19 protein-coding genes and 1 pseudogene are annotated in these 26,707 nt (G+C 57.3%); 8 read left to right on the forward strand and 12 right to left on the reverse strand.

Annotation, left to right across the window (positions count from 1 at the left end; translation table 11 throughout):
- Nucleotides 1-20 precede the first annotated feature (20 nt).
- From AD670_RS19580 to AD670_RS19590, 3 genes are read right to left on the reverse strand one after another with little or no spacing between them, the layout of a single operon-like run.
- On the reverse strand, nt 21-362 hold the full coding sequence (locus AD670_RS19580) for a cupin domain-containing protein (RefSeq protein WP_053136009.1): 342 nt from the start codon (nt 360-362) through the stop codon (nt 21-23).
- A 27-nt stretch (nt 363-389) separates the two neighbouring features.
- A complete protein-coding gene (locus AD670_RS19585; RefSeq protein WP_053136011.1) occupies nt 390-1,796 on the reverse strand; it encodes an FAD-binding oxidoreductase in 1,407 nt (468 codons plus the stop codon).
- Nucleotides 1,797-1,844: 48 nt separating this feature from the next.
- Nucleotides 1,845-2,654, reverse strand: coding sequence for an AraC family transcriptional regulator (locus AD670_RS19590; RefSeq protein ID WP_053136014.1), 810 nt, complete (start codon nt 2,652-2,654; stop codon nt 1,845-1,847).
- 256 nt (nt 2,655-2,910) lie between these two features.
- On the opposite strand from AD670_RS19590, the gene AD670_RS19595 reads away from it, so the two are divergent.
- Nucleotides 2,911-3,183 (forward strand): DUF1652 domain-containing protein, encoded by a 273-nt coding sequence (locus AD670_RS19595; protein WP_003191138.1) that lies wholly within the window; start codon nt 2,911-2,913, stop codon nt 3,181-3,183.
- A 140-nt stretch (nt 3,184-3,323) separates the two neighbouring features.
- Here the strand turns inward: AD670_RS19595 and AD670_RS19600 are convergent, their stop codons facing one another.
- The gene (locus AD670_RS19600) at nt 3,324-5,720 is read right to left on the reverse strand and encodes a UvrD-helicase domain-containing protein (protein WP_371263190.1); all 2,397 of its coding nucleotides are present in this window, start codon (nt 5,718-5,720) and stop codon (nt 3,324-3,326) included.
- Between the two features lie 270 nt (nt 5,721-5,990).
- Here AD670_RS19600 and AD670_RS19605 point away from each other — a divergent pair, with 270 nt between their 5' ends.
- Nucleotides 5,991-6,686: a pirin family protein gene (locus AD670_RS19605; RefSeq protein ID WP_053136020.1), complete on the forward strand. Its 696-nt coding sequence runs from the start codon at nt 5,991-5,993 to the stop codon at nt 6,684-6,686.
- 231 nt (nt 6,687-6,917) lie between these two features.
- Here AD670_RS19605 and pgm read toward each other — a convergent pair whose 3' ends face one another.
- The 4 genes from pgm to AD670_RS19625 form a co-directional block, all read right to left on the reverse strand.
- Nucleotides 6,918-8,561, reverse strand: a complete 1,644-nt coding sequence (pgm, locus tag AD670_RS19610) for a phosphoglucomutase (alpha-D-glucose-1,6-bisphosphate-dependent) (RefSeq protein ID WP_053136023.1) — start codon at nt 8,559-8,561, stop codon at nt 6,918-6,920.
- Nucleotides 8,562-8,658: 97 nt separating this feature from the next.
- Nucleotides 8,659-10,065: a PLP-dependent aminotransferase family protein gene (locus AD670_RS19615; RefSeq protein WP_053136026.1), complete on the reverse strand. Its 1,407-nt coding sequence runs from the start codon at nt 10,063-10,065 to the stop codon at nt 8,659-8,661.
- Nucleotides 10,062-11,480: a hypothetical protein gene (locus AD670_RS19620; RefSeq protein WP_053136029.1), complete on the reverse strand. Its 1,419-nt coding sequence runs from the start codon at nt 11,478-11,480 to the stop codon at nt 10,062-10,064. Before AD670_RS19620 ends, AD670_RS19615 begins: the two co-directional genes overlap by 4 nt.
- 707 nt (nt 11,481-12,187) lie before the next feature.
- Nucleotides 12,188-13,210, reverse strand: a complete 1,023-nt coding sequence (locus tag AD670_RS19625; RefSeq protein ID WP_053136032.1) for a zinc-dependent alcohol dehydrogenase family protein — start codon at nt 13,208-13,210, stop codon at nt 12,188-12,190.
- Between the two features lie 267 nt (nt 13,211-13,477).
- Here AD670_RS19625 and AD670_RS19630 point away from each other — a divergent pair, with 267 nt between their 5' ends.
- A complete protein-coding gene (locus AD670_RS19630) occupies nt 13,478-14,392 on the forward strand; it encodes a LysR substrate-binding domain-containing protein (protein WP_053136036.1) in 915 nt (304 codons plus the stop codon).
- 153 nt (nt 14,393-14,545) lie between these two features.
- Nucleotides 14,546-15,814, forward strand: a complete 1,269-nt coding sequence (locus tag AD670_RS19635) for an integrase arm-type DNA-binding domain-containing protein (RefSeq protein ID WP_053136039.1) — start codon at nt 14,546-14,548, stop codon at nt 15,812-15,814.
- Nucleotides 15,815-16,145: 331 nt separating this feature from the next.
- Here AD670_RS19635 and AD670_RS32310 read toward each other — a convergent pair whose 3' ends face one another.
- Together AD670_RS32310 and AD670_RS32315 are read right to left on the reverse strand one after the other, a co-directional pair.
- The gene (locus tag AD670_RS32310; protein ID WP_371263191.1) at nt 16,146-16,901 is read right to left on the reverse strand and encodes a methyl-accepting chemotaxis protein; all 756 of its coding nucleotides are present in this window, start codon (nt 16,899-16,901) and stop codon (nt 16,146-16,148) included.
- Nucleotides 16,902-17,003: 102 nt separating this feature from the next.
- Nucleotides 17,004-18,323: pseudogene (locus tag AD670_RS32315) on the reverse strand (HAMP domain-containing protein); the annotation flags it as partial.
- A gap of 124 nt (nt 18,324-18,447) precedes the next feature.
- Between AD670_RS32315 and AD670_RS31700 the strand changes: the two are divergent.
- The gene (locus AD670_RS31700; RefSeq protein ID WP_053136045.1) at nt 18,448-18,720 is read left to right on the forward strand and encodes a hypothetical protein; all 273 of its coding nucleotides are present in this window, start codon (nt 18,448-18,450) and stop codon (nt 18,718-18,720) included.
- A gap of 183 nt (nt 18,721-18,903) precedes the next feature.
- Here the strand turns inward: AD670_RS31700 and AD670_RS19650 are convergent, their stop codons facing one another.
- The gene (locus AD670_RS19650) at nt 18,904-20,229 is read right to left on the reverse strand and encodes a hypothetical protein (RefSeq protein WP_053136048.1); all 1,326 of its coding nucleotides are present in this window, start codon (nt 20,227-20,229) and stop codon (nt 18,904-18,906) included.
- A 612-nt stretch (nt 20,230-20,841) separates the two neighbouring features.
- Here AD670_RS19650 and AD670_RS19655 point away from each other — a divergent pair.
- From AD670_RS19655 to AD670_RS19665, 3 genes are all read left to right on the forward strand, one after another.
- Nucleotides 20,842-21,735 (forward strand): LysR family transcriptional regulator, encoded by an 894-nt coding sequence (locus AD670_RS19655; protein WP_053136052.1) that lies wholly within the window; start codon nt 20,842-20,844, stop codon nt 21,733-21,735.
- A 521-nt stretch (nt 21,736-22,256) separates the two neighbouring features.
- Entirely contained in the window at nt 22,257-23,672 is a 1,416-nt protein-coding gene (locus AD670_RS19660) for an APC family permease (protein ID WP_082341002.1), read from the forward strand.
- A gap of 139 nt (nt 23,673-23,811) precedes the next feature.
- Nucleotides 23,812-25,158: an aspartate aminotransferase family protein gene (locus AD670_RS19665; protein WP_053136055.1), complete on the forward strand. Its 1,347-nt coding sequence runs from the start codon at nt 23,812-23,814 to the stop codon at nt 25,156-25,158.
- Nucleotides 25,159-25,303: 145 nt separating this feature from the next.
- On the opposite strand, the gene AD670_RS19670 is transcribed toward AD670_RS19665, so the two are convergent.
- Nucleotides 25,304-26,314, reverse strand: a complete 1,011-nt coding sequence (locus AD670_RS19670; protein WP_053136058.1) for an AraC family transcriptional regulator — start codon at nt 26,312-26,314, stop codon at nt 25,304-25,306.
- Nucleotides 26,315-26,707 lie beyond the last annotated feature (393 nt).

A 26,707-nucleotide genomic window follows, 5' to 3' on the forward strand; every position in this document is an offset into this window, starting at 1 on the left:
GGCGATCAAGGATCAAAGCGTTACAAAATCAATACGTAGGTCTTGCGCACGGTTTCCTGGATATCCCAGATGCCGGTGCTGTTGGCCGGCAACATCAGTGCGTCGCCGGCTTGTATGTGAACGATTTCGCCGTTGTCAGGGGTGAACGTGCAGCGGCCCTGGATAAAGTGGCAAAACTCCTGGGCTTTGATCTGCCGCCGCCAGCGACCTGGGGTGCAGGCCCATATACCGGTTTCGACGCCGTCGCTGCGTTCAACGCTCAAGGTCGAGGCCACCGCGATCGGCTCGCCCAGGGGCACGGCCACCGGCGATGAGTCTGGTAGGTGGGCATTCAGCGTGTCTTTGAATTGAGTGATGCTCATGGGATTTTCCCGTGTGAATGAAACGACTTAGTGCATGAAACCTTCCATAAACCCGGCCACGCCGGTCGCCAGCTTGCGGCGCCAGGGCGCACTGTTGGGGTTGGCCAGTACCTGGTCTTCATGGACAAAGCTGCGAATGATCGCGTTGTAGCCGAGCCAGCGGCACGGCTCCGGCTCCCAAGCCTTGAGCGCATCCAGGCCACGTTCGCGCAGCACCCAGGGTTGGTGAATCAGCGGCGTGTCGCGCCCAAGGATCAGGTCAGCCAGGGTGCGGCCGCCCAGGTTGGTGGCACCGACGCCCTCCCCGCCGTAACCGCCAGAGAGGGCAATGCCGGTCTTGTGGTCACAGAGCATGTGCGGGCGAAAATTGCGCGACATGCCGAGGTTGCCGCCCCAGGAATGGCTGATCCGCACCTTTTTCAGCTGTGGGAAGAGTTCGCCGAACAGGTAGCGACGCAGGTCCACTTCGCTGTCGGTCAAATCAAAGTTGTGCCGCAATTTGCCGGCGAACTGGTAACCGCCACGGGCGCCGAACACCAGTCGGTTATCCGCCGAACGTTGGCCGTAGGTGACTTGTCGGCTGCTTTCGCCAAACGCCTGGCCCTGGCTGAGGCCGATTTCGTCCCACATGCTGGCGGGCAGTGGTTCGGTGGCGACAATCAGACTTTGCACGGGTAACTGGTAACGACCGAGGGGCGGCAAGGTGTTGGCGTACCCTTCCACAGCCGGCACCACCCAGGTGGCGCGTACCCCGGCCCTGGCCGTGCGCACGGTACCGGACTGCCAGTGGGTGACCGGACTGTTTTCATAAATCGTCACGCCCATGCTCTCCACCACCCGCGCAAGGCCGCGCACCAGTTTGGCCGGGTTGATCGTCGCGACATGGGGGGCATAGATGCCGCCATAGGGCTTGGCGATGCGGATCTGTTCAGCCAACTGTTGCGGGCTCAGCCAGCGATAGTCGGCTTCGGTCAGGCCTTGGGCGTAGAGTTTGTCCAGGTAAGTGCGCAGGCTACCTTCCTGCTCGGGGTAGCGTGCGGCGCAATACAGCGCGCCGCCCTTGCGGTAGTCGCAGTCGATGCCTTCACGGGCCAGGACTTGGCCCACTTCGTCTGGAATGCCATGCAAAAGGTCGAATGAGGCACGACGCTGTTCAGGTGCAAGGCCGGCCAGCAGGCGGTCTTCGCCCAGCAGATTGCCCATCAGCCAGCCGCCGTTACGGCCCGATGCGCCGAAGCCAGCGGTTTGCGCCTCGATAATCGCGATCTTCAGCTCAGGCGCCTGGCGTTTGAGGTAGTAGGCCGTCCACAGGCCGGTGTAGCCGGCGCCGATAATGGCGACATTGACGTCCAGGTCATGCTCAAGGGACGGCCGCGCTATCAGCGGGTCATCCAACTGGTCCATCCATAAACTGATGTTGCGCCATGCCGGCATGCCAAGCTCCCCAACCACGTTTCGATGGGGGGATCCTAGAACTGCGGGTTATTCGCTGTCTTGCGCGCGTGCACGCAGGGAAATTTGTTTGACGTAGGCCTTGGGTGATTGGCCTGTGTGCTGGCGGAAGGCGCTGTAGAACGCCGACAACGAATTGAAGCCGGCGGCGAAAGCCAGATCGTCGACCTTGATCGGCGGCTTCGCTTTGTCCAACGCGGCCAGCAGATGCTGGAGCCGGGCCTGGTTGACGTAGCGATAGAAGCTTTGCCCCAGCACCTGGTTGAGCAGGTAGGAAATCTGATTGCGGCTGTAGCCACATTCCTTGGCGACGCGCTGCAGGTCCAGTTCCGGGTCCAGATAAGGCTGCTTGCGCTCGAAGTACTGTTGCAAGTCATTGGCCATATGCCCCAATTGCTGGGGCGACAGGCCCAGGCGGCTGACGCTGGGGCGCTGGGCCTGGGAGGGCTGTTCATGCACCAATGACGCGTACTCATTGACGCGCCAGATCAACCCATCGCGCACGGTGATGGCCTCGCTGGTACGGAATGACACCAGGCCCTGTCCGCCGCGCAAGGTGATGCGGTATTGGATAAAGGCCGTATCGCCGTCGGCGCGGATGCGGTCGGTGTGCTCAATGGCTTCATCGGCTTCGCGGGGCATGCTGGCTTGCAGGTAATCACGCAACTCGGGGTAACCAACCACACGGTTCTGGAAAAAATCGTGGTACTGGATATCCGGGTGGTAGTAGGACATCACCCCATCCAGGTCGCGATGGCGCCAACACAGGTGGTGGCGCAGCACCAGGTCCCGGGTGGCATGAGTGTGATGGCAATCATCGTCTGGGGCGATGTCGGGCATGGGGGGCTCGGAAGCGGGTAAACCTTGGAGATTGCCGAATTTTGCCAGGGCCTTCAATGGCCAATTGGAACTTCTGACTAGTGGCATTTCGCCCATCATCAGCAGGAGATGACCCACGTCAAGTGAATGGATAACAACCGCCGAACGGGGCAGAAAAAATCACATTGCGCGTACGAACGAATGCTATTTTTAAGCTCTTCAACGCCGCGACCAGTGAAGGTCATGGCGCCCTGCCGCGAGCTAAAGGAAGCGCTCAATGAACAAGGTGGGCAACATGAACAAAGTGACGTTCCCCAACGCCTGCCAGCTGATGCGCTGGCATTTCCATCCAATGGGCTTCGAGGGCAGCATGGACGCGCCCGGCAGTATGATCGCCCGCCTGTTCGACCGCGCCAGCGGCGAGACGCTGATTGCCATCGCCGGCATCCCCTGCGCGACCGTGATGAATGCCGCCGATGTGGAGCGGATTATCGAGGCGGTGGAAGATGAATTGGAGTCGTTTGTGCCGCCGTTGTCGCTGAGGGCCTGATCCCGGCCCAGCCAACAGAAAGAAGCTCAACGGTGGGAGGGGGCTTGCTCCCGATCGCGGTGGTTCAGTCACTGTCGGTGGTGGCTGACACTCTGCTATCGGGAGCAAGCCCCCTCCCACCGTTGGATTGCGTTCATTCTCTAGTGGCGCTGATCGTCGAAAAACGCTTTCTTGCCATCAACCCGCTCCGAGGCCTTCGGCACATTCACCGCCTGGCCTTCAGGTTTTTCCACATACCAGTAGCAATGGTTCACGGCGCGGGTAATCCCGACGTAGGCCAGGCGCAGCACCTCGTCTTTTTGCGCCGTGTCATAAGGTTCGCTATCGCCGTCCTTGCCCAAACCGGCCATGCGATACACCTGGTTCTTGTACGGCGAACTGGTCAGGTGCTGGCAATCGCCAAGCAGGAAGACGGCGTCTGCCTGCAGGCCCTTGGCGCTGTGATACGTCAGCTGTTTCAATCTGCGCGCCGCTGGAGCCAAGCTAGAATCAACATTAACTACCGAATGAATATGCTCTTGAATCAATAACTTATCGCTACTTTTTCGATAAAGCATTAACACCGAATCGCCCTTTTGATAGTGTTCCAGCAGTTGCCGGCCCAGGGCAGCATCGTCCCGCTCCAGTACTGTGACCGGCCTCAACGCCTTGGCTGTGCCACTGGCCTTGGCTTTCTTTCCGGGGATCGACGGCGCCGCGCGCACGATATGTTCGGCGGCATCAATGATGTGCTGATGACTACGGTAGTTCTCGCTGAGCATCACTCGGGTAGTGCTCGGCGATGGGAATTCGTTGTTGAACTCCATGAAGTACTTGGGCGAACTGCCGCGCCAACCGTAGATCGACTGCCAGTCATCACCCACGCACAGCAAGGACGATCGTTGCGCGCCACGGCCCACATGCATCGCCGGCCCACGGCTGCGGATTTCCCGCAGGCTGGCGCGTATCCACGAGACGATCTGGGGCGATACGTCCTGGAATTCGTCGATCATCAGGTGCGACATCGGCCGCAGCAGTGGATCGCTGAGCAGCTTGAGGTTTTCCGGGGTGTTTTCGCCGAACAGCGAGAACATGCGGTTATAGGTCATGATCGGCGGCGACTGATCAAGCAGGTGGTCTTCCAGGGCCTTCCAGAAAATGCTCAGGGCTTCAAAGAAGAACCGGTCCGGGTCGTCCTTGGCGAAGCTCATCTGGCCGACGGCGGTCGGCACGTCCAGCCCCAGGTTCTCGATAAAGCCGGCTGCCATCACGAAACTGTCCAGCAGCGGCGCCGACGCCAGCTCTCCCTTGACCTTGTAATCAAAGCCGGGACCGGCGCTGGCATCACTGGCGAGGCTGCTTAGAAGACGCCTTGACGAATCATAACTATCCAACCATATCAAAGGCTTACGATAGAAAGCTTGAAACAGGGTGCGCTTTACCGCCCACTCCGCACGCACCGACAGCTTCGAATTCGGCCGGCTGATCTGGGCGTTTTCCCTGGGATCAAAGCCCAGCACTACCCACGCATCCAGTTCGGGGATATAGCCGTGACAGTGAAACTGCGCGCCGTTGATTTCGACGCGCTGCCGACTCGGCTCAATACCCTGGATCGGCCAGGCGCCGGCGCGAAACCACAAGTCTTCGATCACATCACAGAGCTCTTCATCGCGCTTGGCCGCCAGTTCGGTCACCGCCACGCGCTTCTGTACATCCGGATGATCGCGCTCCAGCTCCCTGAGTTGCAGCCCATGGCGCGCAAGCGGTGCTATCAGCTCACGAAAGCGTGGGTGCTGGCCATGCAATCGGTGATAGCAGGCATTCATTTGCTGGCGCTGGGCGTCGTTGATGCGCAGGTCGAACGGGTTGCTGTCGGCCTCTTCGAAACCGGCGCTGAGGTTCTCGAACGCTTGCAGGCGTTCAAAACCCGGCAGGCTGCGGACCATCGGCAGGATGCGCGAGTGAAAGGTGCGCACCACCGCCTGGGCTTCTTTCATTTCAAGGGGTTGGCCCCACAGGTTGAGAATTTCCATGAGCTTGTTGATGAAGTCTTTGCGCGACTCGCGGGTGAAGGTCACTACGGTCATCGAGCTCAATTCGAAGCCCAGGTAATGGGTGAGCAGCAAAATACGCAACACCAGCGAGGTGGATTTACCCGCGCCGGCACCGGCGATCACCGAGGTTGACGGCGTGTCGCTGAAGATCATCTTCCATTGTGCCGCACTCGGCTGGGCATGGGCCGGCAGCAAGCGGGCCACGTCGGCCTTGATGCGCTTTTTGATATCGGCCGTCAGGGGCAGGCGCCAATCATCGAACAGGCTGTCGTCCACACCAGGCGCGCGGTGCTCATCGGGACGGAAGTCGCGGATCAACAGGACTTGTCGGCCTTCCTCAATGCCATCGGCCTTGCCCTCGCGATAGCCGTACTCCACGCCGGCTTCGTGGCCACTGCGAAAACCATCGGCCTGTCCGTGCAACCAGGAAAACCGATGCTGCGCGCGCAAGCGCGTCAGGCCATGGCCAAACAAGCGGGCGGCAAGACGTTTGAGCAGCGGCATTTCGGCCAATGGGCGCAGTTCGGGGGGCAGTTCAGGCTTGTGTTGCAGCACGCGGACTCCTGCGATGAGCTGGGTTTTGACAAGGGCGTCATGGTCGCCGGAATTGGCCCTCAGTTCCAGCCAATTGCTTTACGGTCATGCAGTTAGGCGATGAAGTGAACGTTATAACGCTGGAAACCAATCTAATCCTCCGATAGGAATCAGGCATTTTTTACGCTTTTTATCGATCAAAGGCTATTGGATCATACGCGCCATCAACAGGAGACGATCATGCTTGAACTTCGACCTTTCAACTCCCTGGGCGGCGCTCACCACGGCTGGCTTGACGCCCATCACCACTTTTCATTTGCCGAATACCACGACCCCAAGCGCATGCACTGGGGCAACCTGCGGGTGTGGAACGACGACATTATCGCCCCCGGCACCGGCTTCCCGCAGCACCCGCATCGCGACATGGAGATCATTACCTATGTGCGTGAAGGCGCCATCAGTCACGCCGATAACCTGGGCAACAAGGGCCGCACCGAGGCCGGTGATGTGCAGGTAATGAGCGCGGGCACGGGGATCGCCCACAGCGAGTACAACCTGGAAGCCACGCCGAGCAAGATCTTCCAGATCTGGATCATCCCGAACGAAGCCGGCCTTCCACCCTCCTGGGGCGCCAAGCCGTTTCCGAAAGGTGATCGCGAAGGGTTTGTGACCCTGGCCAGTGGCAAAGCCGGTGATAGCGAGAGCTTGCGCATTCGTGCAGATGCTCGCCTGGTAGCGGCAAACCTGAAAGCCGGGGAAAGTGCGGAATACCGCTTGGACAACGGGCGTCGTGCTTACCTGGTACCGGCTACCGGAGTGATCGAAGTCAATGGCCTGCGTGCACAAGCTCGAGACGGTGTGGCGGTTGAGGATGAGCAGGTGTTGCGGGTAACGGCGGTTGAAGACAGCGAGATCGTGCTGGTCGATCTGGCCTGATCCAACGCTTTGGCCCAATAAACTATGGGAGAGGCTTGCCCTAATGCCAGTCAGTTAAGCGTACATCGCCTCCTGTAGGAGCGAGCTTGCTCGCGAAAAACGTCAACGATAACGCGTGCTTCCTGAATGAACGCGGCGCCTGTGAGTTTTTCGCGAGCAAGCTCGCTCCTACAAGAAAGCCTTAACTGACTGGCATTAAGGCTTGCCCCCTCCCATATTGGTTTTGCGGTGTTATTCCGAGATGGCGCCGTCTACCAGCACCTGTGCCTCTTCCACCAGTTGCTTGAGGTGGTCTTCGCCAATGAAGCTCTCGGCGTAGATCTTGTAGATGTCTTCGGTACCCGATGGGCGTGCGGCGAACCAGCCGTTTTCGGTCATCACTTTCAGACCGCCAATCGCCTGGTTATTGCCCGGCGCATGGCTGAGGATCTGCTGGATACTTTCGCCAGCCAGCTCAGTGGAGGTCACCTGCTCTGGCGACAGCTTGCCCAGCAGGGCTTTCTGCGCCGGGGTGGCCTTGGCATCGACACGAATGGCGAACGGCTCGCCCAAGGCATCGGTGAGGCCACGGTAGATCTGGCTCGGGTCCTGGCCTTTGCGCGAGGTCATTTCCGCTGCCAGCAATGCCGGGATCAGGCCATCCTTGTCGGTGCTCCACACGGTGCCATCCTTGCGCAGGAACGAGGCACCTGCGCTTTCTTCCCCGCCAAAGCCCAATGAGCCTTCGAACAGGCCGTCGGCGAACCACTTGAAGCCCACCGGCACCTCGTAGAGGCGACGGCCGATGCGTGCGGCCACGCGATCGATCAGGCCGCTGCTGACCACGGTCTTGCCTACAGCCGCATCGGCGCGCCAGTCAGGACGGTTCTGGAACAGGTAGTCGATGGACACCGCGAGGTAGTTGTTCGGCGCCAACAGGCCGCCGGACGGGGTCACGATGCCGTGGCGGTCGTGGTCCGGGTCGCAGGCGAAGGCCACGTCGAAGCGTTCCTTGAGGCCGATCAGGCCTTGCATGGCGTAGCTGGAGGACGGATCCATGCGGATCTGGCCGTCCCAGTCGACGCTCATGAAGCGGAACGTGGCATCGACTTCAGTGTTCACCACCTCCAGGTTCAGGCGGTAGTGCTCGGCAATCGCCGACCAGTAGCGCACCCCTGCTCCGCCCAGCGGATCCACGCCCAGGCGCAGGTCAGCGCTGCGGATGGCGTCCATGTCGATCACGTTGATCAGGTCGGCCACGTAGCTGTTGAGGTAGTCATGGCGATGGGTCGTGTCGGCCTTGAGCGCCTGCGCATGGGTGATGCGCTTGACCCCAGCGAGTTTATTGGCCAGCAGCTCGTTGGCCTTGGCTTCGATCCACTTGGTGACGTGGGTGTCGGCCGGACCACCGTTGGGCGGGTTGTACTTGTAGCCACCACTTTGCGGCGGGTTGTGGGACGGCGTGATAACGATGCCGTCAGCCAGGCCGCTGGTGCGGCCACGGTTGTAGCAGATGATCGCGTGGGAAATCGCCGGCGTTGGCGTGTATTCATCGCCTTCGGCCAGCATCACGTGCACACCATTGGCGGCCAGCACTTCCAGCGCGCTTGCACCGGCCGGAGTCGACAGCGCATGGGTATCCAGGCCGACAAACAGCGGGCCGTTGATGCCCTGGGCTTCGCGATACAGGCAGATGGCCTGGCTGATGGCGAGCACATGCCATTCGTTGAAGCTCAGTTCGAAGGAGCTGCCACGGTGCCCGGAAGTGCCAAAGGCCACACGCTGGGTGGAGATCGCTGCATCAGGCTGTCCGGTGTAATAGGCCGTGACCAGTCGCGGGATATCCACCAGCAACTGGGCCGGCGCCGGCTTGCCCGCAAAAGGACTGATTGTCATGCATAAACCTCGGAAAGAAGAATTTGGAAAAAATGGCAGTTTACTGAGACTTGGACTACTGCGCGACGGTATCGATCCTACATCTTTAAGAGAAACTTCACCCAGTCTGCGCCTGTCGCAACGCATCACTCAATGCTTCCAGGGCAATATCCAGATTGGGTTGCCCGTGGAAGGTGTGACTCAAGCGCAGGTTCTGCTGGTGCAGGCCACTGACGCTGAACAGCTCGCCGGGGGCGATCACCACCTGTCGTGCGAGCAGACGCTGAAAGGCCTGGCGCATATCCACCGTAAGGGTGGAGGCCAGCCAGAACGCGGCGCCGGCGGTCGGCATCCGATAGGTCACCTGGTCGCCCAAATGCTGTTCCAGGCGCTGACTCATGTGCGCCGCCTGCTCGCTCAAGCGTTGGCGCAGCGAGCCCAGGTGCAGGTCAATCCGCCCGCTTTGGTACAAACGGGCGATTGCGCGCTGGCGGATCGACGATAAGCGGAATGAGCGCAGCAGGAACTGGCGCTGCAATTCGTTGCTCATACGCCGGGACAGCAGATACCCGTAGGGGGCTTCCGAGCCGAGTATTTTCTCGAAGGAGGAAAACACAATCAGCCGCTCAGGGTTCACCAGTTCGCGCAACGGAGTGTGCGTGGCGTCGAAACCCAGCTCACCAAACGTGTCGTTTTCAACCAGCCAGCAACCGTGCTGGCCCAGCAGACTGGCTACCTCCACACGTTCGTCGATTGACATGGCCATCCCCGATGGCAGGCTTACCTTCGACGAGAGCAACACCAGTTGCACCGATTCATCGCGCAACAGCCTGCCCAGCGCCGCTAGATCCAGGCTACCCTCCGGCGTCCAAGGCAGCTCGACGACGCGCACCCCGGCGTCCTGCAACAGACGCAGGATCAGCCAATCGCAGGGCGACTCGACAATCACGGTGGTGCCGCGCAGGCCCAGCACCTCGATCAGAATGTCCAGCACGCCACGCAGGTCGGCACCGATATACACGTCGTCGGCATGCCAGCAGCGCGTGGGTGACGAGGTATAGCGTGCGGCCAGCGCTGCGCGCAGCTCCCACACCCCGCAGGGCTGGGACCAGGGCTGCAGATACGACGGGTACTGGCGCACCAACTCCCGCTCCAGTCGCAGCAGCGTTGCGTCCAACGCGCCCGGCAATGCCGGCTCATCACCGCTGAGCACCACCATGCCGGGGCGCCGGGCCGCCGCGTAGAGGCGGTCAAGCAGATCCCCTCCGGCCCACGCCAGCGGATTGGCCGACATCGGCCAGGCGTAATAACCGGATTTGGCCACCGAATAGACCCTGCCCTCCTTCTCCAGCAGCGCGTAGGCATATTGGATGGTCGAAATCGACACGTTCAGGCGCCCCGCCAACTGCCGCAATGACGGCAGTTTTACCCGGGTGTCGGTACTGACTTCGTTGATCAGACTGATCATGTAGCGATAGACCGCCTGATACGCGAAATCCGCCTGACGCTCGCCGCGCAGTGTCATCGCCCGAACAATGGCACGGCCTGAGCGGCGCCCTGGGCCGCACTGACGTGACGCCCGCCGTTCGCCCTGACCGGCGGCCGCTTGCGATACAGGTGCTGTAACAAGGGCAGCGGCAGGCCGCTGGTGTCCGTTATCCACTGCTGCAGCATCTCGGCACAGGCGCTGCCTTGCAGGACTTTGTGCAACTCAGGCAACGCCACCAGCATGCCCGGATGACACTGGCGCAAATAGCTTTCCAGCCGCTCACCGTGATGCAGAAATGGCGAGAACAACAGGCAGACCAGTTGGGTTTCATCCAGGCCGAAAAACTGCTGGGCGTAAGTACTGGCGAGCATACGCCCTTCGCGGGTCCCGGCCTGGATAAGCAAATCCTCAGGCATGTGCAGGCGCCGCAGGTACCCATCGGCCTGCTGGGTAAAACCGTCGACGCCATCTTCATAATCCAGCTCACGCAGGCATTCGGCCTGCAGGCCACGCAAATGAGCCATCAGCAGCGGATTGGAATAGGTCGGTTGGCTGAAGTGAAAGCCCAGTGGATCGGGCTTGTAGGCCATGAACTCGGTCAGCAAGGAGGTCGACGCCAGGTCGACATCTTCCAGCAGGTCGGCAATGCCGATGTAGGCCAAGTGACGATGCCCCACCTGGCTGGGATTATCGCTGGCCGCATAGTGCTCACCGAACACATCACGGTAGTAACCCGTGCTCAACTCGTCCAGGCGCGAGAACAACGCGTTGAGCGACAGCGGATGGCCCTTGGGCACACGGATGCCGACGCTCTGGGCGGTTTTCTTGAGCCAGGCAAGAAACTGACTTTGCTTGCGCGGGGAATCACCGCTGACCAACGCATGGACGCCGCCGTTGCAGGTGGTGACGCGCTGGTAAAAATCCCCGACCGCCAGGTAGGTGTCGTTGCACAGCGTGGCGCGGCAGTCCCCGGCGCTCTGGTGGCCTACCATCACCCTATTGCGCTGGCTGATCTCTCGCCCCACCGCCGAGGCCGGGCGCAGGTGATTGAAGGGTTGTACTTCGTGATTTTCCACCATCAGCAATTCGACGCGCGGGTCGTCGTGCAGAAACAGCCTGCCGTAGCCACGATTGAGCGTGTCGAACTGGCCCTCGGTCATGCCTGCATGCCGTAACGTCGCGACCCTCAGGTTAAAGGTGCGCGGCGCTCGACCGGCAATGGTCAGTTGAGCCGCCCGCAGCAGCGCCAGGGTATAGCTGCTGACTTCACCGCCACCGTGGGCCACCAGCACCTTGAAATCCCCCACCTGCTCCATTCCGCCCGCGGCGACAACAATTCGCTGGACCAGCAACTGGAGGGCTGTACGTCCGGCACGATTAAAGTGCCCGATCAAGCGCTGCAGAACTTGCTGGTAGACATGATTCATAGCCTGTTCGTGAATAGTGCTCATAGTTCTACTACCCGAGTTGAAATATCAGTTTCAAGCAACTGCTGACAGTGTTTGCTTGACCTATTTTGCGTGTAGGAAAATCGCGCATCGCAGTGTGCGTCGATGATTAAACACTAGCACCGCGCAACAACACGACATGGATCTACCGGAAGAACACCCTCACCCTAAACAAGCACGCAACCCAATGAAAACATTGGATAATCCATTTGAAACGCGCACCCTAGGACTCTTCCGACAAGTTCCTACGGCCTTTTAATCGGCCTATTAAAGAAGTGTCCGACAAATAGACTCAAACAACTTTTCCATTTGCTGCGCAGGTACGTTTTATGAAAGCACCTGCCCTCCTGAGCCCGCAGGTGGACCGCATCGCTAGTTCGAATAACTATGTGCCGCCGCGTCAGAGATTCAATCATTGCTCAATCCTTGAGATGAAAGTGAAGGGGCAATTATCAGTGCTGGAATAATGATTAATAGATACAGAAGCCGGCCGAAAACCAGTTCAGATCAACGGCTGATACCGCGCAAATAGCGCAGATACGACGACGCCGCGCTGGTATTCAGCGCGGCGTCAGGGAGAAAAGGCCGGATTTGGGGGCGCAAGTGCCATTCAGGCACGTTCTGGGGCGGGCGGGTTAAGCCCTGTCAAATGGCGCATTTGCCCCATTCACTCGGGACCTGGAGTATTCATTTACGAATACTCCTACAGCTCAAACAGCCGCAACCTGCAACGCAACCCGCTCGCGGCAAGGGCATTCGTCCATATAACGGTGAGCTTCGACAAACTGATTGAACGGAAACACCGTGGTTTTCAGGGGAACGAGTACACGATCAGCGGTCAGTTGGTTGATATCACGCAACGCACGCTGCAAGGCCACCTGATCCTGGATGATGCCCAGCTCCGGTTTGCCGGTGAAGTTACCAATGCAGTGCACAAAGAACTGAATGTTCTTCTGAAACGCCGCACACGCCGGGAACGGTGTCTGGTTACCGCCTTGCAAGCCATACAGCACCAGGCTGCCACGGGGCGCCAGCACATCACCGAGCAACGACATCTGCGGGCCGCCCAAACCATCGAACACCACGTCAACGCCACGGTTGTCGGTGAACTTGTTGATTTGCATCAGCAGGTCCTGTTCTTCGGTAACGATCACCTTCTCTGCCCCGAGGGACAGCAGGTATTCGCGCTCTGCACCGTCCTTGGTGGCGGCAATCACTCGCACACCCAGGGCCTTGCCCAACTGCACAAACGACGGGCCGGCGCAGTGACTGGCGTCGGTCACCAGGGCAAACTGCCCGGGCTTGACCCGGGCCAGGTCCACATACGCAAAGTAGGCAATCAGCAGCGGCGTGTAGTGCACGCTGGCTTCGATGGGGCTCAAGACGTCCGGGTAGCGGGTCAGGGCCGAACGGGGCAGGACGATCTGTTCGCCATACACCGGGTAATCATTGGGGCTCTCGGCCGGAAAACTGGCCACTTTATCGCCCACTGCCAAATCATCCACGCCGTCGCCCAGCGCGACAACTACACCAGCCATCTCATGGCCAAGGCCGGATGGAAGACGTGCGTGGGAAGACGCCAGATTCTGGCGCCACAAAATGTCATACCAGCTGATGCCAATGGCCTCGACACGCACCTGCACTTCGCCCGGTGCGGGCTGCGCGGCCGCATGCTCTTCGCATTTGAGCACCTCGGCCGGACCAAACTTGTGAAAACGGATCGTGCGGGACATCGCAAACCTCGTCAAAGTAACCTCTAATGCCATGAACTTTATCTGGGCTTTGCAGGTAAGGCCATCGGTCGCCATTAATAGTCGACATGCCTGTCATTGATTCCACTACTGAGGAATAGACCTCAAACATCGTAGGAAAACTCAATTAGCCGGTGCAGAGTACCAGCCTTTCCCCGTAAGATTCATGCCGGTCACGCTTCTAAATGGAACCCAAGGGCTCTTATGTGACTGCTCTCGTCAAGTTTGCAGACTCTTCCAGGACACAAGATGAACCGTAACGACCTGCGTCGTGTCGACCTTAACCTCTTGATCGTATTCGAAACCTTGATGCATGAGCGCAGTGTGACCCGTGCTGCCGAGAAATTGTTCCTCGGCCAACCGGCCATCAGCGCGGCGTTGTCGCGCCTGCGAGGGCTGTTCGACGACCCGCTGTTCGTGCGCACCGGGCGCAGCATGGAGCCGTCGGCCCGCGCCGTGGAAATCTTCGCCCTGCTCTCGCCGGCCCTGGACTCGATTTCCACCGCCGTCAGCCGCGCCGCTGAGTTCGACCCTGCCACCAGTACTGCGGTATTCCGCATCGGCCTGTCAGACGATGTCGAATTCGCCCTGCTGCCCCAACTGCTCAAACGCCTGCGCGCCGAAGCCCCCGGCATCGTGCTGGTGGTGCGCCGCGTCAACTACATCCTGATGCCCGGCCTGCTGGCCTCCGGTGAAATCTCCATCGGCGTCAGCTACACCGCCGACCTGCCGGCCAACGCCAAACGCAAAGTACTGCGCCGCAGCCTGCCGAAACTGCTGCGCGCCGACAGCGTGCCGGGCGCCCTGAGCCTCGACGACTTCTGCGCCCGCCCCCACGCACTGGTGTCGTTCGCCGGCGACTTGAGCGGGTTTATCGATGAAGAGCTGGAGAAGCTCAATCGCAAGCGCCATGTGGTACTGGCCGTGCCGCAGTTCAACGGGCTGGGCACCCTGCTTTCCGGCACCGACATCGTCGCCATCGTCCCCGACTATGCCGCCGAAGCACTGACGGCCGCAGGTGGTTTGCGCGCGGAAGAACCACCGTTACCGGTGCGCTCGTTCGAGTTGCATATGGCTTGGCGGGGGTCTCAGGACAATGATCCGGGAGAGCGGTGGTTGCGGTCGCGGATTCAGATGTTTTTTGGGGACCCCGATAGCCTGTAACGGAACTCCACTAAATTCCATTAAACCTTTTAATAACAACAAGTTATTGGCTTTTTAAGTCCATAGCCGTCTGTCTAAATCCAATGGATTCCACGACTCATGGGGGCATAATTGGGGGCAAATTTCGGTTCCTTAAAAAGGATGCCCCCACCGATGCCCCCAAATAATCCGGTTGTTTTCAAACGAAAACTCAGCGATGCCTTGATCCGATCACTGACCGAACCTGGCAAACACGCCGATGGCGAAGTTCCTGGCCTCTACTTGGAAGTGAGGGCGTCGAGTAAGGTCGGCAAATCCCCTTCCAAGGTTTGGCGATTGAAGTATCGGCTGCATGGGAAGGAAAACCGCTTCTCCATCGGCGCTTACCCCGACATTAGCCTCAAGGAGGCGCGCGACATTGCCCGCGGCGCACGCCGCGACGTGGCTAACCACACCGCTCCGCTCAAGGCCAAGACCGCCAAGATTGAGGCACAGTTGCTCAATGAAGAGCGCACCTTCGCTTACGTGGCCGAGCAATGGTTGGCATTCAAGTCTGCCGAACTGGTGACCAAATCCATCTCGGGCTTTACCGGAGCGCTGAACAACCACATCTTGCCTGCCATTGGCAAAAAACCGATCAGCGAGATCAAGTTGGAGCACATCACTACGATCATCACTGAATTGCGCCGCCAGCGCACCATGGCCATGGCCCGGCGCGTGCGCACCATCATACGTGCCGTTCTGGGCTTTGCCGAAGGTCGCGGCTGGGTGGAGCGCAATGTGGCGCTCAGTAATATCGAGGAGTTGAAGATTCGCCACATCGTGACCAGCAACCCGGCGATCGAAAGGCCATCCGACCTGGGCAGGTTTCTTCTACGCCTTGATGACTGCAACGAGGGCAGCGTAGCCACAGCAATGCATCTGCTGGTCATGTTGCCGGTCCGACCAGGCGAACTGGTGCAGATGCGCTGGGAAGATGTCGACTTGGTGGGCGCCGATTGGCGTTATGTGGTGAGCAAGACCAAGCATCTGGACAAGAGCAAACACATCGTGCCGTTGCCTGAACAAGCCTTGGTTCTGTTACGCGAGCTACATAAAACCCGCGTGGTGGATGAGGAAGGCAAAGGCTGGGTGTTCGTCTCGCCGGTCTATCCGGGACGTCCCATAAACCCGACCTCCATGCTCAAGTCCTTTCAGCGTATTTGGCCGGAGTACAACATCACTGCTCACGGCTTTCGCGCGACCTACAGAACCATTGCACACGAGCACTTGGGCATCGATCCAATTGTGCTCGAACTATCGTTATCCCACAGAATGCCAGGTGCGCTAGGGGCTGTTTATGCGCGTGCGCAACTGCTAGCGCAACGCCGGGAAGCGGCTCAACGATGGGCTGACTATTTAGATCATCTACGGCAAAACGCTTGGCGAGTGACGACAGATTGAAGATATACGAAAATCAGGAGAATGGAGTAGGAAACGAGACTCATATCTGGCGTCCGACTCGTTGAAATCTAAGGGGTTTCTTTTCTTGCCGGAGCAGGAAAAGACTCAATTCTGGACTTGTTTTTGAGGTGTATCAAGGGCCAAGAAAGAGTGATTCCGGACTATGCCATTTTCTTCGCCCCCATAGCCAGTCGGACGGGAGGCAGCGTCGGCGAAGGATGATGTCGCGGCCCGATGGGGGGGGCTACCACTTCAGCCATTTCGCAGCGTAGTACATGCGCTGTTGCCTAGTTACCGTCCCACCCGTCATGCGCCGCTATACCGCCGCGTGTTACACGCGGAACTGGTCCATCAGCTTCATTTGTTGATTGGCCCGTGCGTTGAGCTGACTGCTGATCTGCGCCGACTCGGCGGCCTGTTCCGTCAGGGTCTCGGTCACACCGCGGATGGTCGAGACGTTGCGATTGACCTCTTCGGCCACCGCACTTTGCTCCTCCGCCGCACTTGCAATCTGCAGGTTCATGTCGCTGATCACCGTTACCGCGTCGCTGATCTTGCCAAGCGCCTGCACGGCCTGATGGATCTGCCCGGCGTTGTCCTGGGCAAGTGTCTGGCTGGAATGCATGGTCGCCACCACGCCCCGCGTGCCGGTTTGGATGCGTTCGATGACCATGCGGATTTCCTCGACGGAATCCTGGGTGCGCTTGGCCAGGTTGCGTACTTCATCGGCCACCACCGCAAAACCTCGGCCGCTTTCCCCGGCGCGCGCCGCTTCGATCGCGGCGTTGAGTGCCAGCAGATTGGTTTGCTCGGCAATGCTGCGGATCACTTCCAGCACCGAACCGATCTGCTCGCTGTTGACCGCCAGCGCTTCGACTTCCGTCACGGCCTTGCTGACCTCGCGGGCCAACGCATTGATGTCCTGGGTACTGCGCTCGATAAGGGTGATGCCCTCCCTGGACGCCTGGTCGGCACCGCGCGCGGCCTGGGCGGCATTCGAGGCGCTGTGGGCGACTTCATGGGCGGTGGCGCTCATTTCGTTGGACGCGGTTGCCAGTTGGTCGATCTCGCGAAATTGCACCTGCATCCCTTCACTGGTCAGCCGCGCGATTTCCGAAGACTGGTCGGCGGTACCGCGCGCATCGGTAATGCTCTGCTTGATTTGCGCGACGGTGGGCTGCAGTTTGTCGAGGAAACGGTTGAACCCGTTCACCAGTTCGCCCAATTCATCTTTCTTGCGGTAGTGCAGGCGTTGGGTCAGGTCGCCGTCGCCGCTGGCAATCGCCTTGAGCATCTGCGCGACACTGTTGATCGGGCGCGTCACCCCGGAGGCGGTGAACCCGATGAGCAGCAGGCCCAGCAGACCCGCGCCTATGGCCACGAGCAGCGACTTCAGGGTGTCGCGTGTTTGGGTCTGGTCAAGCAAGGTCTGAAGCGCTACCGAGTCGGCCAGCAAGACTTGTTTGGGCAAATCAATGACCACCCCCCAAGCCGGCGCGTCGGGGATAGGCGCGACGGGGTAGACGGCGCGGATCAAATCATTCTGGGCCAGCACCAGCGGTTTTTTTTGCGTCAATGCCGCGAGTATCGCCTTGCCGTCCTCGCCCAATGTGACGCTGAGCGGTTTGGCGACCTGGCCTGCATCCTTGCTATAGGCCGCGAGTACGCCGCTGTCGGACACAATAAGCATGCTTCCCGAGCCGTTGAACAGCGTACGCTGGGCATCGCTTGCGGCCGCTTGCAGGGCGCCGAGTGCGAGGTCCACGCCCAAAGCACCGATCACCTTGCCATCGGCAATCAACGGGACCGACAGTGAGGTCATCACTTGGGCTTGCCCGCCCAAGGTGTCTGCGTAGGGCGCAGTCAGGCAGGTAATTCCCTTGTCTCTCGGGCAGGTGTACCAGCTGTTGTATGGGGTACCGCTGATGCTGAGTTCGGTCTTGTGCAAATCGCTTTCGGTAATCTCCAGGTTCATCGACTGGCCGGCACCCCGGTTCCAAGCGCTGGCAAAGCGTCCACTTTCGTTGGATGCGCGCGGCGTGTCGTTAACAAACTCGCTGTCCTTACCTTCCAAGGCATTCGGTTCGAACACAAGCCAAAGTCCCAGAATCTGCGGGTTGCGATCGAATGTTGTCTTCACACTCTGGTTAAGTTCCTCACGTAATGTTGAGGCCGGCAACCCGCGCTGGGCGGCCATGTTACGCAGGTTGGTCGCCTGGTCTGAGAGGGAGGTGATGATCAGCAGACTGTCCCCGAAGACCCTCTGCAGGTTACCCGCCTGTTCGGCGGCCTTAGCCTGCAGCAGGTTTTGGCCACTATCGGTCAACATCTTGCTGCTGGAAGCACTGATCACCTGAATGTTCTGGTTGCCCTGGTAGAGGTTCAAGCTGACGATCAGACCTATCACGCCGAGAAGGCACAAGCCAGAAAGCAGGGTGATTTTCAAGCGGATGGAGATCGAATCGAGCATTGGAGTATCTCGCAAGTGAACAGCATGCTTGTTGACCATCAGCAGGCCTGGGCCACTGACTTCTTATTGGGTATGTCATATATCGGCCGGTCTCGCGTTTTAACTAGCCTGGTTTGGTGAGACATCAACTATCGCGTCCTTGAAGGTGGTACCGAATGAGTTGATGTCCAGACTGGAGCAGATTACGAACAATGACATCATGCGCGCATTCCCCGAGCTATCAGCGTCTTGTTCGAGCCGATCTTCAGGCGCCGCAATCATGACCCTCGGTGGCCAGTGGATTGGACTGGCGAGAATGATTGGCGCCGCCGATTGCACATTACTCGCGGTCATGGGGACAGCATTGATCATGCAATTGGCCGCTGTGACCAACGCGCTGCCGTTCCCGATAATCGAACCGCGAAAATTAAACGCGTTCCATATTGGTGCCATTTGAGGTGAGGTCAGTTTTAAACTGTCACCTGGGTCAATTCGGCGTCGGCGGCAACGCTAAGGCAAGACAGAGAGTCGCGAGACGGGTGATTTTGCTTGGTAGGGTCAACGGAATCGTGCGCATGGGGTACATCCTTGTGGGAGTAAGTTGGAACGAAAAAGGGTGGCGCTAGCCACCCAACTACGGTCAAAACGTCGTAGCAAACACTAACTGGCTGTAGACGTTGTTGTCGTTGCTGCCCAATTGAGTCCCCCCCTGCCCCGCGCTCTTGTCTGGCTGGTAGATACCGATCAACGGCATCACAGTCAGGTGTTCATTGAAGTGCCATTCGGCATACAGATCGACTTCATGGCCATCGGTATTGCCCAATTTCCGGTCGAGGGTGTCGTAGTTGAAGTACAGTGCGCCTACGGTCAGATTCTCCAAAGGCGAGACCTTCAACGTGACGTTCTGGATACGCGAATTACTGTTGAAGGGGCCGGCATAGTTACCCGCCACTTCGCCCTGGAACCAGGTGCCATAACCACGGCTCATGCCGTAAAACAGCGTGTCATAGCCTTCTGAAAAGCGGCTGTAGCGGTAACTGGCGCTCGGCGTCCACATCGCATCGGCAAAGGTCCACCCGGCTTCCAGGTACCAGGCGTCCTCATTTGCCGCATTGGGCTTGTTCTGCCTGGCGTATTCGCCGGACAAAAACAGGTTTTTCACGCCCGCATTGCCTGTTGCGCGAATGCTGTAGGTTTTCATGCCGTCACGTTCGAGTTGCAGCGGCGAGGCGTACTGTTCACGGATGTCGGTGGTGTTGATGTACGTCAGGCCAACTGTTCCCGCCTCGGCCACGTGTTCCAGCGTACCGACGTACATCTGGGTATCGGCCTGCGCACGGTTATCGGACTTAAGCCACATCAGATCGCCACGCCAGCCTTCCTTACCACCGATCCGCAATACGGCGGTTTGGTCAAAGTCCTTACGCGCCGCCAGGTAGTAAGCGCCGCCACGGTTGAATTGGCCGTCGGCCGCGCCGTGACCCAAATTGAGGGCGTCGCCCTGAATCAGGAAACCGTCACCCACCACAATATTCTGTCGGCCAAATGACAGGTCGATGCCGTCCTTGCCAAGGGCTTCAAACAGGTTGCCCGAACGCCACCCCAGATAGGCATCCTCGATCTTGGTCGTGCGTTCAGAGCCATCGGTAAAACCGGCCGCGTCGCCGTCGCCCCAAGTCCCCGAACTGAGCAGTGAGAAAGCGCCATAGGCCGTCCCGGCGCTACCCAGCCCATGATCGCCGCTCAAGCCATACTTGATGTAACCCTCCTGCCATGAGGACGACCCCGGCTGCAATCGACCGGAAGGTGCGTAATTTTGCTGACTGTGGAAAGCACCAAACGCCGCCTCCAGGGTGGCGTTCAGATGGGTATCGTCCTGGGCATACAATTCGTAGGCCGCCGCCTGAGTGGCAGTGCCGACAAGTGCTGCGAGTGTGCAAAAGCGGAGCATGGGATATTGGCGCATGGAGGCATTTCCAATTTTATTAGAATTGAGCGGTGCGTTAAACAGGCTGGGAATCAACCCTGCATTTAAATACCGCCAAGGAGTGTTGGAGTCGTTTGGGCAGTTAATGCGAGCAACTAATTATTATTAAAATTCTATCGGCGGCCCCGCCGTGCAGACGTAGCAAGCCACAGTAGTGCACGGAAATACTATACAATCCGCCGACACTCATCTATCCACTTTATTGGTCAATTTCATCCTGGAAATCAGTGTCTGATATCTTGTTAACATAAATAAAAAACCGTAGCGCTCACCAAGGTTTAAAGCACAATTTTTCGGACAAATTAACCAACTTCCAGGCTATCCGCTATTGACTCATATACTGCTTTCCAACTTAGAGCATGATGTGACCGCCAGCACCAACATGGTGCTCCCCCCTTTATGATCTAATTATCTGTTACGGGCCTTCCCGCTTTATCTTTCCGGTAACATGTTGTCAGCGGCCGCATAGGTTGCCAAAGCGTCCGCAAAGCCACTGCGCCAGGCATCCCGGCTTCGCCGGCGCTCCAGTCCGTGACAAGGTGCGATTATTGCTAGCAACCCCTTAACTTCTCTTATGCGGCCCTATCGAACATGGACACCAAGAAACTGCTGCTCGCCGTGAGGCTGGCCGAAACCCTTCATTTCGGGAAGGCCGCAGAAATTGAAAATATGGCGCAATCAGGCCTCAGTGCGCAGATCGCCAAATTGGAAAGCGAACTGGGTTTTCGCCTTTTCGTGCGTGCCAATCGCACAGTCGCGCTGACGGAAGCGGGTGAAATATTCATTAAAAAGGCGCGCGTGATCCTGGCCGACATGCACAATTCAATCGTCGAATGCAAAGCGCTTTCCGACAACAAACGCTCTGTGCTGAAGGTAGGCATGTTCGGCGATCAGGCAGCGGAATACACCCATCCGATGTTCGCCCTTTTTCAACGGCTGAACCCGGATATCCGACTGGTATTCATTGAGCTGCAAATGACAAACCAGGTGCAATCCCTGGTGGGCGGCCTTGTCGATGTGGTGATGATGCGCATCCCGACTCATGATGCGCGGCTGGAGTACTGCGAGCTGTTCAAGGAGCCTAGGGTTGCCGTCGTTCCCGCAACCCACGAACTGGCATCGCTGGGTGCACTGACCGTAGCGGATCTGCTCGATAAACCCTTTGCCATTCCGGCCGAAGGAGCACCGTCCGACCTGATTTCGTACTGGAGCCTGGCAGACGTCAGGAATGAGCCGAGTAAAGTGGCCGCCATGGTAAAAACCATACCTGAAGTGATATCGGCAGTCGCTTACGGGGGAGCGTTTGATACCTTCCCGTCGTCGTTAACCAAAGCCTACAACCATCCCGGCATTCGATACATTCCTATCGAAGACGCATCGCTCAGCGCAATGTCCCTGGCCACCCTGCAGGGCAATCGAAGCCCCGGTGTCAGGGCGCTGCGCTATTGTGCGGAGCAGACGTTTGAAATCAATTTTTCCCAGTAGTCGGTTGCGCCCTCACCCCACCGCGCTGGAGATGCCAGCCGCACCTATCACAAAGCGTGATTGATCAATCAGCTTTGGCGCATTGAATCCCCCTTCGGATGGTCACATTATCATGCTGCTGCCACACCAAACCGTGGCTGCGATAAGATTTAAAAATGCCTTTGCGTGAACGAGAAAAATAATAGCGTTTATCCGGACTGCTAAAAATAATAGGTGTCGAATATGAAAAAAATAAAGACAACTGTCCTGTTGCCCGTTGATACACTACTCAACCGGGATGCAATCAAATGACTGACACCCCAGCTTCCTCCTGAAATTGCGCCGAACGACATAACAACAAGAATTTTTGCCAATTCAAAAAATGCACCGGCTATTTTGTTCTTTGCCCCTGCGGCGAAAACAGTTCACTGCCCGTGCACGACTCAATACTGCCGAATAAAACAATCGCATTGCTGTAATAGGCCGCGTAACAGTTAGCCGGATCACAGCAATGCAGAATGGTATTCCGCGTGGAGGATGTGATGCAAAACCGTGATCAAAAAGACAACCTGAAAACAAACTCGCTGGGCGTGTCCGACATTGTATTTTTTGTTGTCGCCGCCGCCGCGCCACTGGGCGCGACACTCGGTGGCTCGCCAGCCGTGTTTGCCATAGGCGGGAGCAGCGCACCAGGCCTTTACCTGTGTGCGTCGGTGATCCTTATGCTATTTGCCATCGGATTTGCCGCCATGAGTCGCTATGTCGTCAGTGCCGGCGGATTTGCCGAGCTGGTTAAAGTGGGCATTGGCCGCACCGTGGGTAATGCGGCCTCCGGCATCGCGATTCTTGCGTACATCTGCATGCTGGCCGGTATTTACGGCGCATTCTCCGCGTTTAACTCGGATCTTGTTAAAAACTATACGGGTATTGAGTTCACCTGGCAGCTAAGCGCCTTATTGGCGATTGTCGTCGTCGGTATATTTGGCTACCTGGACGTGAACATATCCGCGAAGGTGCTCGGGGTCTTGATGATCCTCGAAGTGTTGATTCTTGTCATATTCGATATTGCGGTACTGATCCAAGCAGACCCGGCAGCCATGAACTTTGCCAATTTCATACCCAAAGACCTGAGCGCTCCGGGCCTTGGCGTCGCAATGATGTTTGCCTTCGCTTGTTTCGTGGGTTTCGAATCAACAACCCTCTACGGAGAAGAAGCGAAAAACCCTCATACCACGATCCCGCTTGCCACCTACATTGCAATCGCGCTGATCGGCGTGTTTTATACGCTCACTACATGGTGCCTGGGCATCGCCTATTCGGGCAGCGATATACAAGCCGCTGCAACCGGCGACCTGGTTAACTTCGTGTTCAACATGAACACCAAATTTGTCGGGCTCTGGTCAACCCAAATTATGCAGTTCCTCGCGGTTACCAGCCTGTTTGCCGTGCTGTTGTCATTCCATAATGCCCTGTGTCGATACCTCTTCTCCCTTGCCCGCTCGAACTTCCTCTTTAATGCGTTGAGCCGCGTACACCCTAAAAACAGCAGTCCTCACGTCGCCAGCCTGGCGCTCAGCGTCATTACGTTTCTCATACTGTCGGCATTTATGCTCACTGGCGCTGATCCGATCGGCAACCTTTACATGTGGATGGTGGCTGTCGGTACGCTCGCCATACTGGTGCTGCAATCGATGGGCGCGATCGCCGTGATTGCCTACTTTAAAAAGACCAGGCAGGGCTTTCTGTGGCAAGGCCTTATCGCGCCACTGTTGGGCGGCGCAGGCCTGATCTTCGTGGTAATACTGGCACTCACTAACTTCCATGAATTGACCGGTTCCAGCTCGGAGCTGGTAGGTTTTCTGCCCTGGTTGGTGCCGATTGCGGCTGTGGTTGGAATTATCAACGGGAAACGCAAGGCCGCCCACTACACGGCGAATGAAATCCCGACCTCGGCCTGACTCGAAATCATTGAACCGCACTTCTTCTGCTGTTCATTCAGATCGCTGAATCCAAGGTTTGCGTTGGGGGAGAACACCTTGGTTCAGCTAAATCCAATCGCCCCAACTACCTTCTTTAGCTCTTTACGTGGAAATAGCCATGAAGCTTGATTATCAACAATCCGTGAATAACTTTTCAGAAGCTTTTAACTTGTCCAAACGCGAAACAACCAAGGGCAAGGATTATATTCCAGGCGGTTTCAGCAGACGCACCTTTGCTTTTGGGCCACATGCTATTTTTGTAGAAAAGGGCGATGCTCAATATATTCATACCATTGATGGAAAACGCCTACTCGACCTCAATAATAATTTCTCTACCAACGTACTCGGACATAATCATCCTGCTGTCATTCAGGCAATCACGGACATGCTGCCGAATGGTTTTTCCTTCGGCAACCCGACCGATCATGAACTGGAACTGGCTAAATTAATTTGCGAACGCATTGAATCAATCGAACAGGTCAAGTTCTCTTGCTCGGCGAGCGAGGCATGCCTCAGTGCCGTGCGGATAGCGCGGGGTTACACCGGACGAACCAAGATCGCCAAGTTCGAAGGCGGCTATCATGGTTTTACCGATGACCTCGCGGTTTCCGCTCATCCAAACCCTGACAACTTTCCCGGTCCGGACTTCAACCCCAAAGCCCTTCCAGACTCCGACGGTATTCCAAGCTACAAAACCGAAAACGTCGTCATTCTGGTGCAAAACAACTACGAAGCCTGCGAGAAAATTCTACGCGGAAACGCAGAAGACATTGCCTGCGTGATGATGGAACTGCAGGCCTGTGCTGGCGGCATCGTAGTGCTGGACAAAACGTTCGTTAAGAAAATTCGCGCGCTGACTGAAGAACTGGGCATTTTGCTGGTCGTCGATGAGACGGTCACGCTACGCGCGGCTTACAACGGACTTCAAAGCGAATATGAGATCAAGCCTGACTTGACCGTGCTGGGCAAGATGATCGGCGGGGGCCTGCCTATCGGTGCAGTCGGCGGTAGCCGCAAGGTGTTCCGTGTACTTGAAGATAACCAGGTGATGATCTCCGGGACTCACCATGGCCACCCGCTGGCGTGCGTAGCCGGTATTGCATGTCTCAAGGCCATGGATGAAAAAGCCTATAAAAGGCTTAACGACATGTACGCGAAGATTAAAACAGAACTGAACAGCTGGGCCGCAGAGCATAACTACCCTTTCATTATCTACGGCGCCTTCTCCGTATTCGCTTTTGCGTTTACTCGTGAAAGAGGTCAGGCGATCACCACGCACCGCGATCACTGGCACAAGATTGACGACAACAGCATGAGTATCTATGCACTGGAGATGGCCACTCGCGGTTACTTCCCGGTGCATCGCGGTCAGGTCGGCTTGACGCTTCCCATGACTGACGAAGACGTTAACGGCTATATCGAAACAACGAAAGACGTGGTTACACTCATCTACGGCACCCGTTGATCCCACCTGTCAAGCCGGATTATTCATGCACTGGATAGTCCGGCTATTTCCACCACTCACTCGATCAATAAAAATGGCTTGGGATTAAAATCGACCAAGCCATTTGAGAATGTTGTGAATATACCGCGTTTCTACAATACACCCATCACATATGCGCCCGACCGCCATCATTACGATGTATCGTAGCGCTTGGAATCTCATTAAATAATTTTTTGTATTCGCTCGCAAACCTGCCCAAATGGTTAAACCCCCATTCAGTGGCGACAGTGGATATATTCGTACCCCGCCCACCGTCCAGCAACTGCCTGCGCACTTCAGACAAGCGTAACTTCTTCAGATACGCCATCGGCGACATGCCCATATGTTTACGAAACCCATCGAAAAGCTTAAATCTGGAAACACCGGCTGCATGCTCAATATCTTCGAGACGAATATCTTCGCGGGCATTGGAATGTATAAAGTCTTTGGCTTTAAGTAAAAAGCTGGGCAGCTTGCCGATCAGACACTGGTGAATCTCGTCGGTGTAATTACTCTTCTGAGCCAATATCAAGCCCCTGACAAGGGAGGCCTCGATGTCTCTTGAAAAGAGCGTCTGGTCGAAAATCGCCCCCCCCACCTCTCGCTCGGAAACAAAATGATTGACCAGTCGCCACCATGAAGCGCTCGCCCCTAATTGCCCGTCCATCAGCGGATCGAAGTTGATTGGGGTTTCCACGGGGCGCTTCAGGATTTCTTCGAGCGCAAGTCTCATTGTGACTCTAGGGATTACGACCGACAGCTTCTTGCAATCGCCCGCTATTGAAAGTTCCTGGCTATGGAAAGGCGAAACGATGACCCCCATAATTCTGTTGGACGGGATACGACGCCCAAGGTAAATCAGTTCCTGTTCGCCGGAAAGCGGCAGACTAAGGCTGTAGCTGTCCAACTGCTCAGAGCCCTCAACGCCGATACAAACATCGGCCCCGTACTCCAAAGTACCTAACTTCGTGGCATAGGAGCGAAACACTCTGGCACTGTGACGGAATGAAATCCGCCCAGGTTGTGCACTCTGCAGACTGTGAGGACCGCACACCCGCTCCATCCATGCTCGGGCGCCTTCCATATCACAGCCGTTGATCTGAATATCACCCTGGGGAACAAAATGCGGCTCGGTCATAGCAAGGCACCACAGTTAGGAAAGACAAAGCGCTCTTTGGCGCGTACCTTCTATGTTAATAGCAAGAAATATGCCACAGAGTTGATCAACGATTGAAGCCTGGCAATTTGGATAATACCCTCCGATTAATTGGATAGTTTCAAATCATTAGGTAATACCTGCCATTTCTGGCACCGGCACAAGCACTCTTCGTGGGCGATACCAGGGAAACTTGCACCACTTGTTACCCGAAAGACGACCTGATGTAAGGGATCGGCACCTTTCTACCCACGACCAGTAACACCCCTATTGCATGCCCCAACAATCCGTCGATTATCGCTCTCATTAATATGATGATTCATATCCAGCTATCCGCTTCGACTTTTTAATCTCATTAATCGGCTTTAAGTCATA

The sequence above is a fragment of the Pseudomonas sp. MIACH genome (assembly GCF_001269925.1).
In the GTDB taxonomy this organism is placed as follows: Bacteria; Pseudomonadota; Gammaproteobacteria; order Pseudomonadales; family Pseudomonadaceae; genus Aquipseudomonas.

Coding starts and splice junctions, on each gene's coding strand:
- AD670_RS19580 (WP_053136009.1), bottom strand. CDS start 362: ATGAGCATCACTCAATTCAAAGACACGCTGAATGCCCACCTACCAGAC.
- AD670_RS19585 (WP_053136011.1), bottom strand. CDS start 1,796: ATGCCGGCATGGCGCAACATCAGTTTATGGATGGACCAGTTGGATGAC.
- AD670_RS19590 (WP_053136014.1), bottom strand. CDS start 2,654: ATGCCCGACATCGCCCCAGACGATGATTGCCATCACACTCATGCCACC.
- AD670_RS19595 (WP_003191138.1), top strand. CDS start 2,911: ATGAACAAGGTGGGCAACATGAACAAAGTGACGTTCCCCAACGCCTGC.
- AD670_RS19600 (WP_371263190.1), bottom strand. CDS start 5,720: ATGCCGCTGCTCAAACGTCTTGCCGCCCGCTTGTTTGGCCATGGCCTG.
- AD670_RS19605 (WP_053136020.1), top strand. CDS start 5,991: ATGCTTGAACTTCGACCTTTCAACTCCCTGGGCGGCGCTCACCACGGC.
- pgm (WP_053136023.1), bottom strand. CDS start 8,561: ATGACAATCAGTCCTTTTGCGGGCAAGCCGGCGCCGGCCCAGTTGCTG.
- AD670_RS19615 (WP_053136026.1), bottom strand. CDS start 10,065: ATGACACTGCGCGGCGAGCGTCAGGCGGATTTCGCGTATCAGGCGGTC.
- AD670_RS19620 (WP_053136029.1), bottom strand. CDS start 11,480: ATGAGCACTATTCACGAACAGGCTATGAATCATGTCTACCAGCAAGTT.
- AD670_RS19625 (WP_053136032.1), bottom strand. CDS start 13,210: ATGTCCCGCACGATCCGTTTTCACAAGTTTGGTCCGGCCGAGGTGCTC.
- AD670_RS19630 (WP_053136036.1), top strand. CDS start 13,478: ATGAACCGTAACGACCTGCGTCGTGTCGACCTTAACCTCTTGATCGTA.
- AD670_RS19635 (WP_053136039.1), top strand. CDS start 14,546: ATGCCCCCAAATAATCCGGTTGTTTTCAAACGAAAACTCAGCGATGCC.
- AD670_RS32310 (WP_371263191.1), bottom strand. CDS start 16,901: ATGCAGGTGCAATTTCGCGAGATCGACCAACTGGCAACCGCGTCCAAC.
- AD670_RS31700 (WP_053136045.1), top strand. CDS start 18,448: ATGTCCAGACTGGAGCAGATTACGAACAATGACATCATGCGCGCATTC.
- AD670_RS19650 (WP_053136048.1), bottom strand. CDS start 20,229: ATGCGCCAATATCCCATGCTCCGCTTTTGCACACTCGCAGCACTTGTC.
- AD670_RS19655 (WP_053136052.1), top strand. CDS start 20,842: ATGGACACCAAGAAACTGCTGCTCGCCGTGAGGCTGGCCGAAACCCTT.
- AD670_RS19660 (WP_082341002.1), top strand. CDS start 22,257: ATGCAAAACCGTGATCAAAAAGACAACCTGAAAACAAACTCGCTGGGC.
- AD670_RS19665 (WP_053136055.1), top strand. CDS start 23,812: ATGAAGCTTGATTATCAACAATCCGTGAATAACTTTTCAGAAGCTTTT.
- AD670_RS19670 (WP_053136058.1), bottom strand. CDS start 26,314: ATGACCGAGCCGCATTTTGTTCCCCAGGGTGATATTCAGATCAACGGC.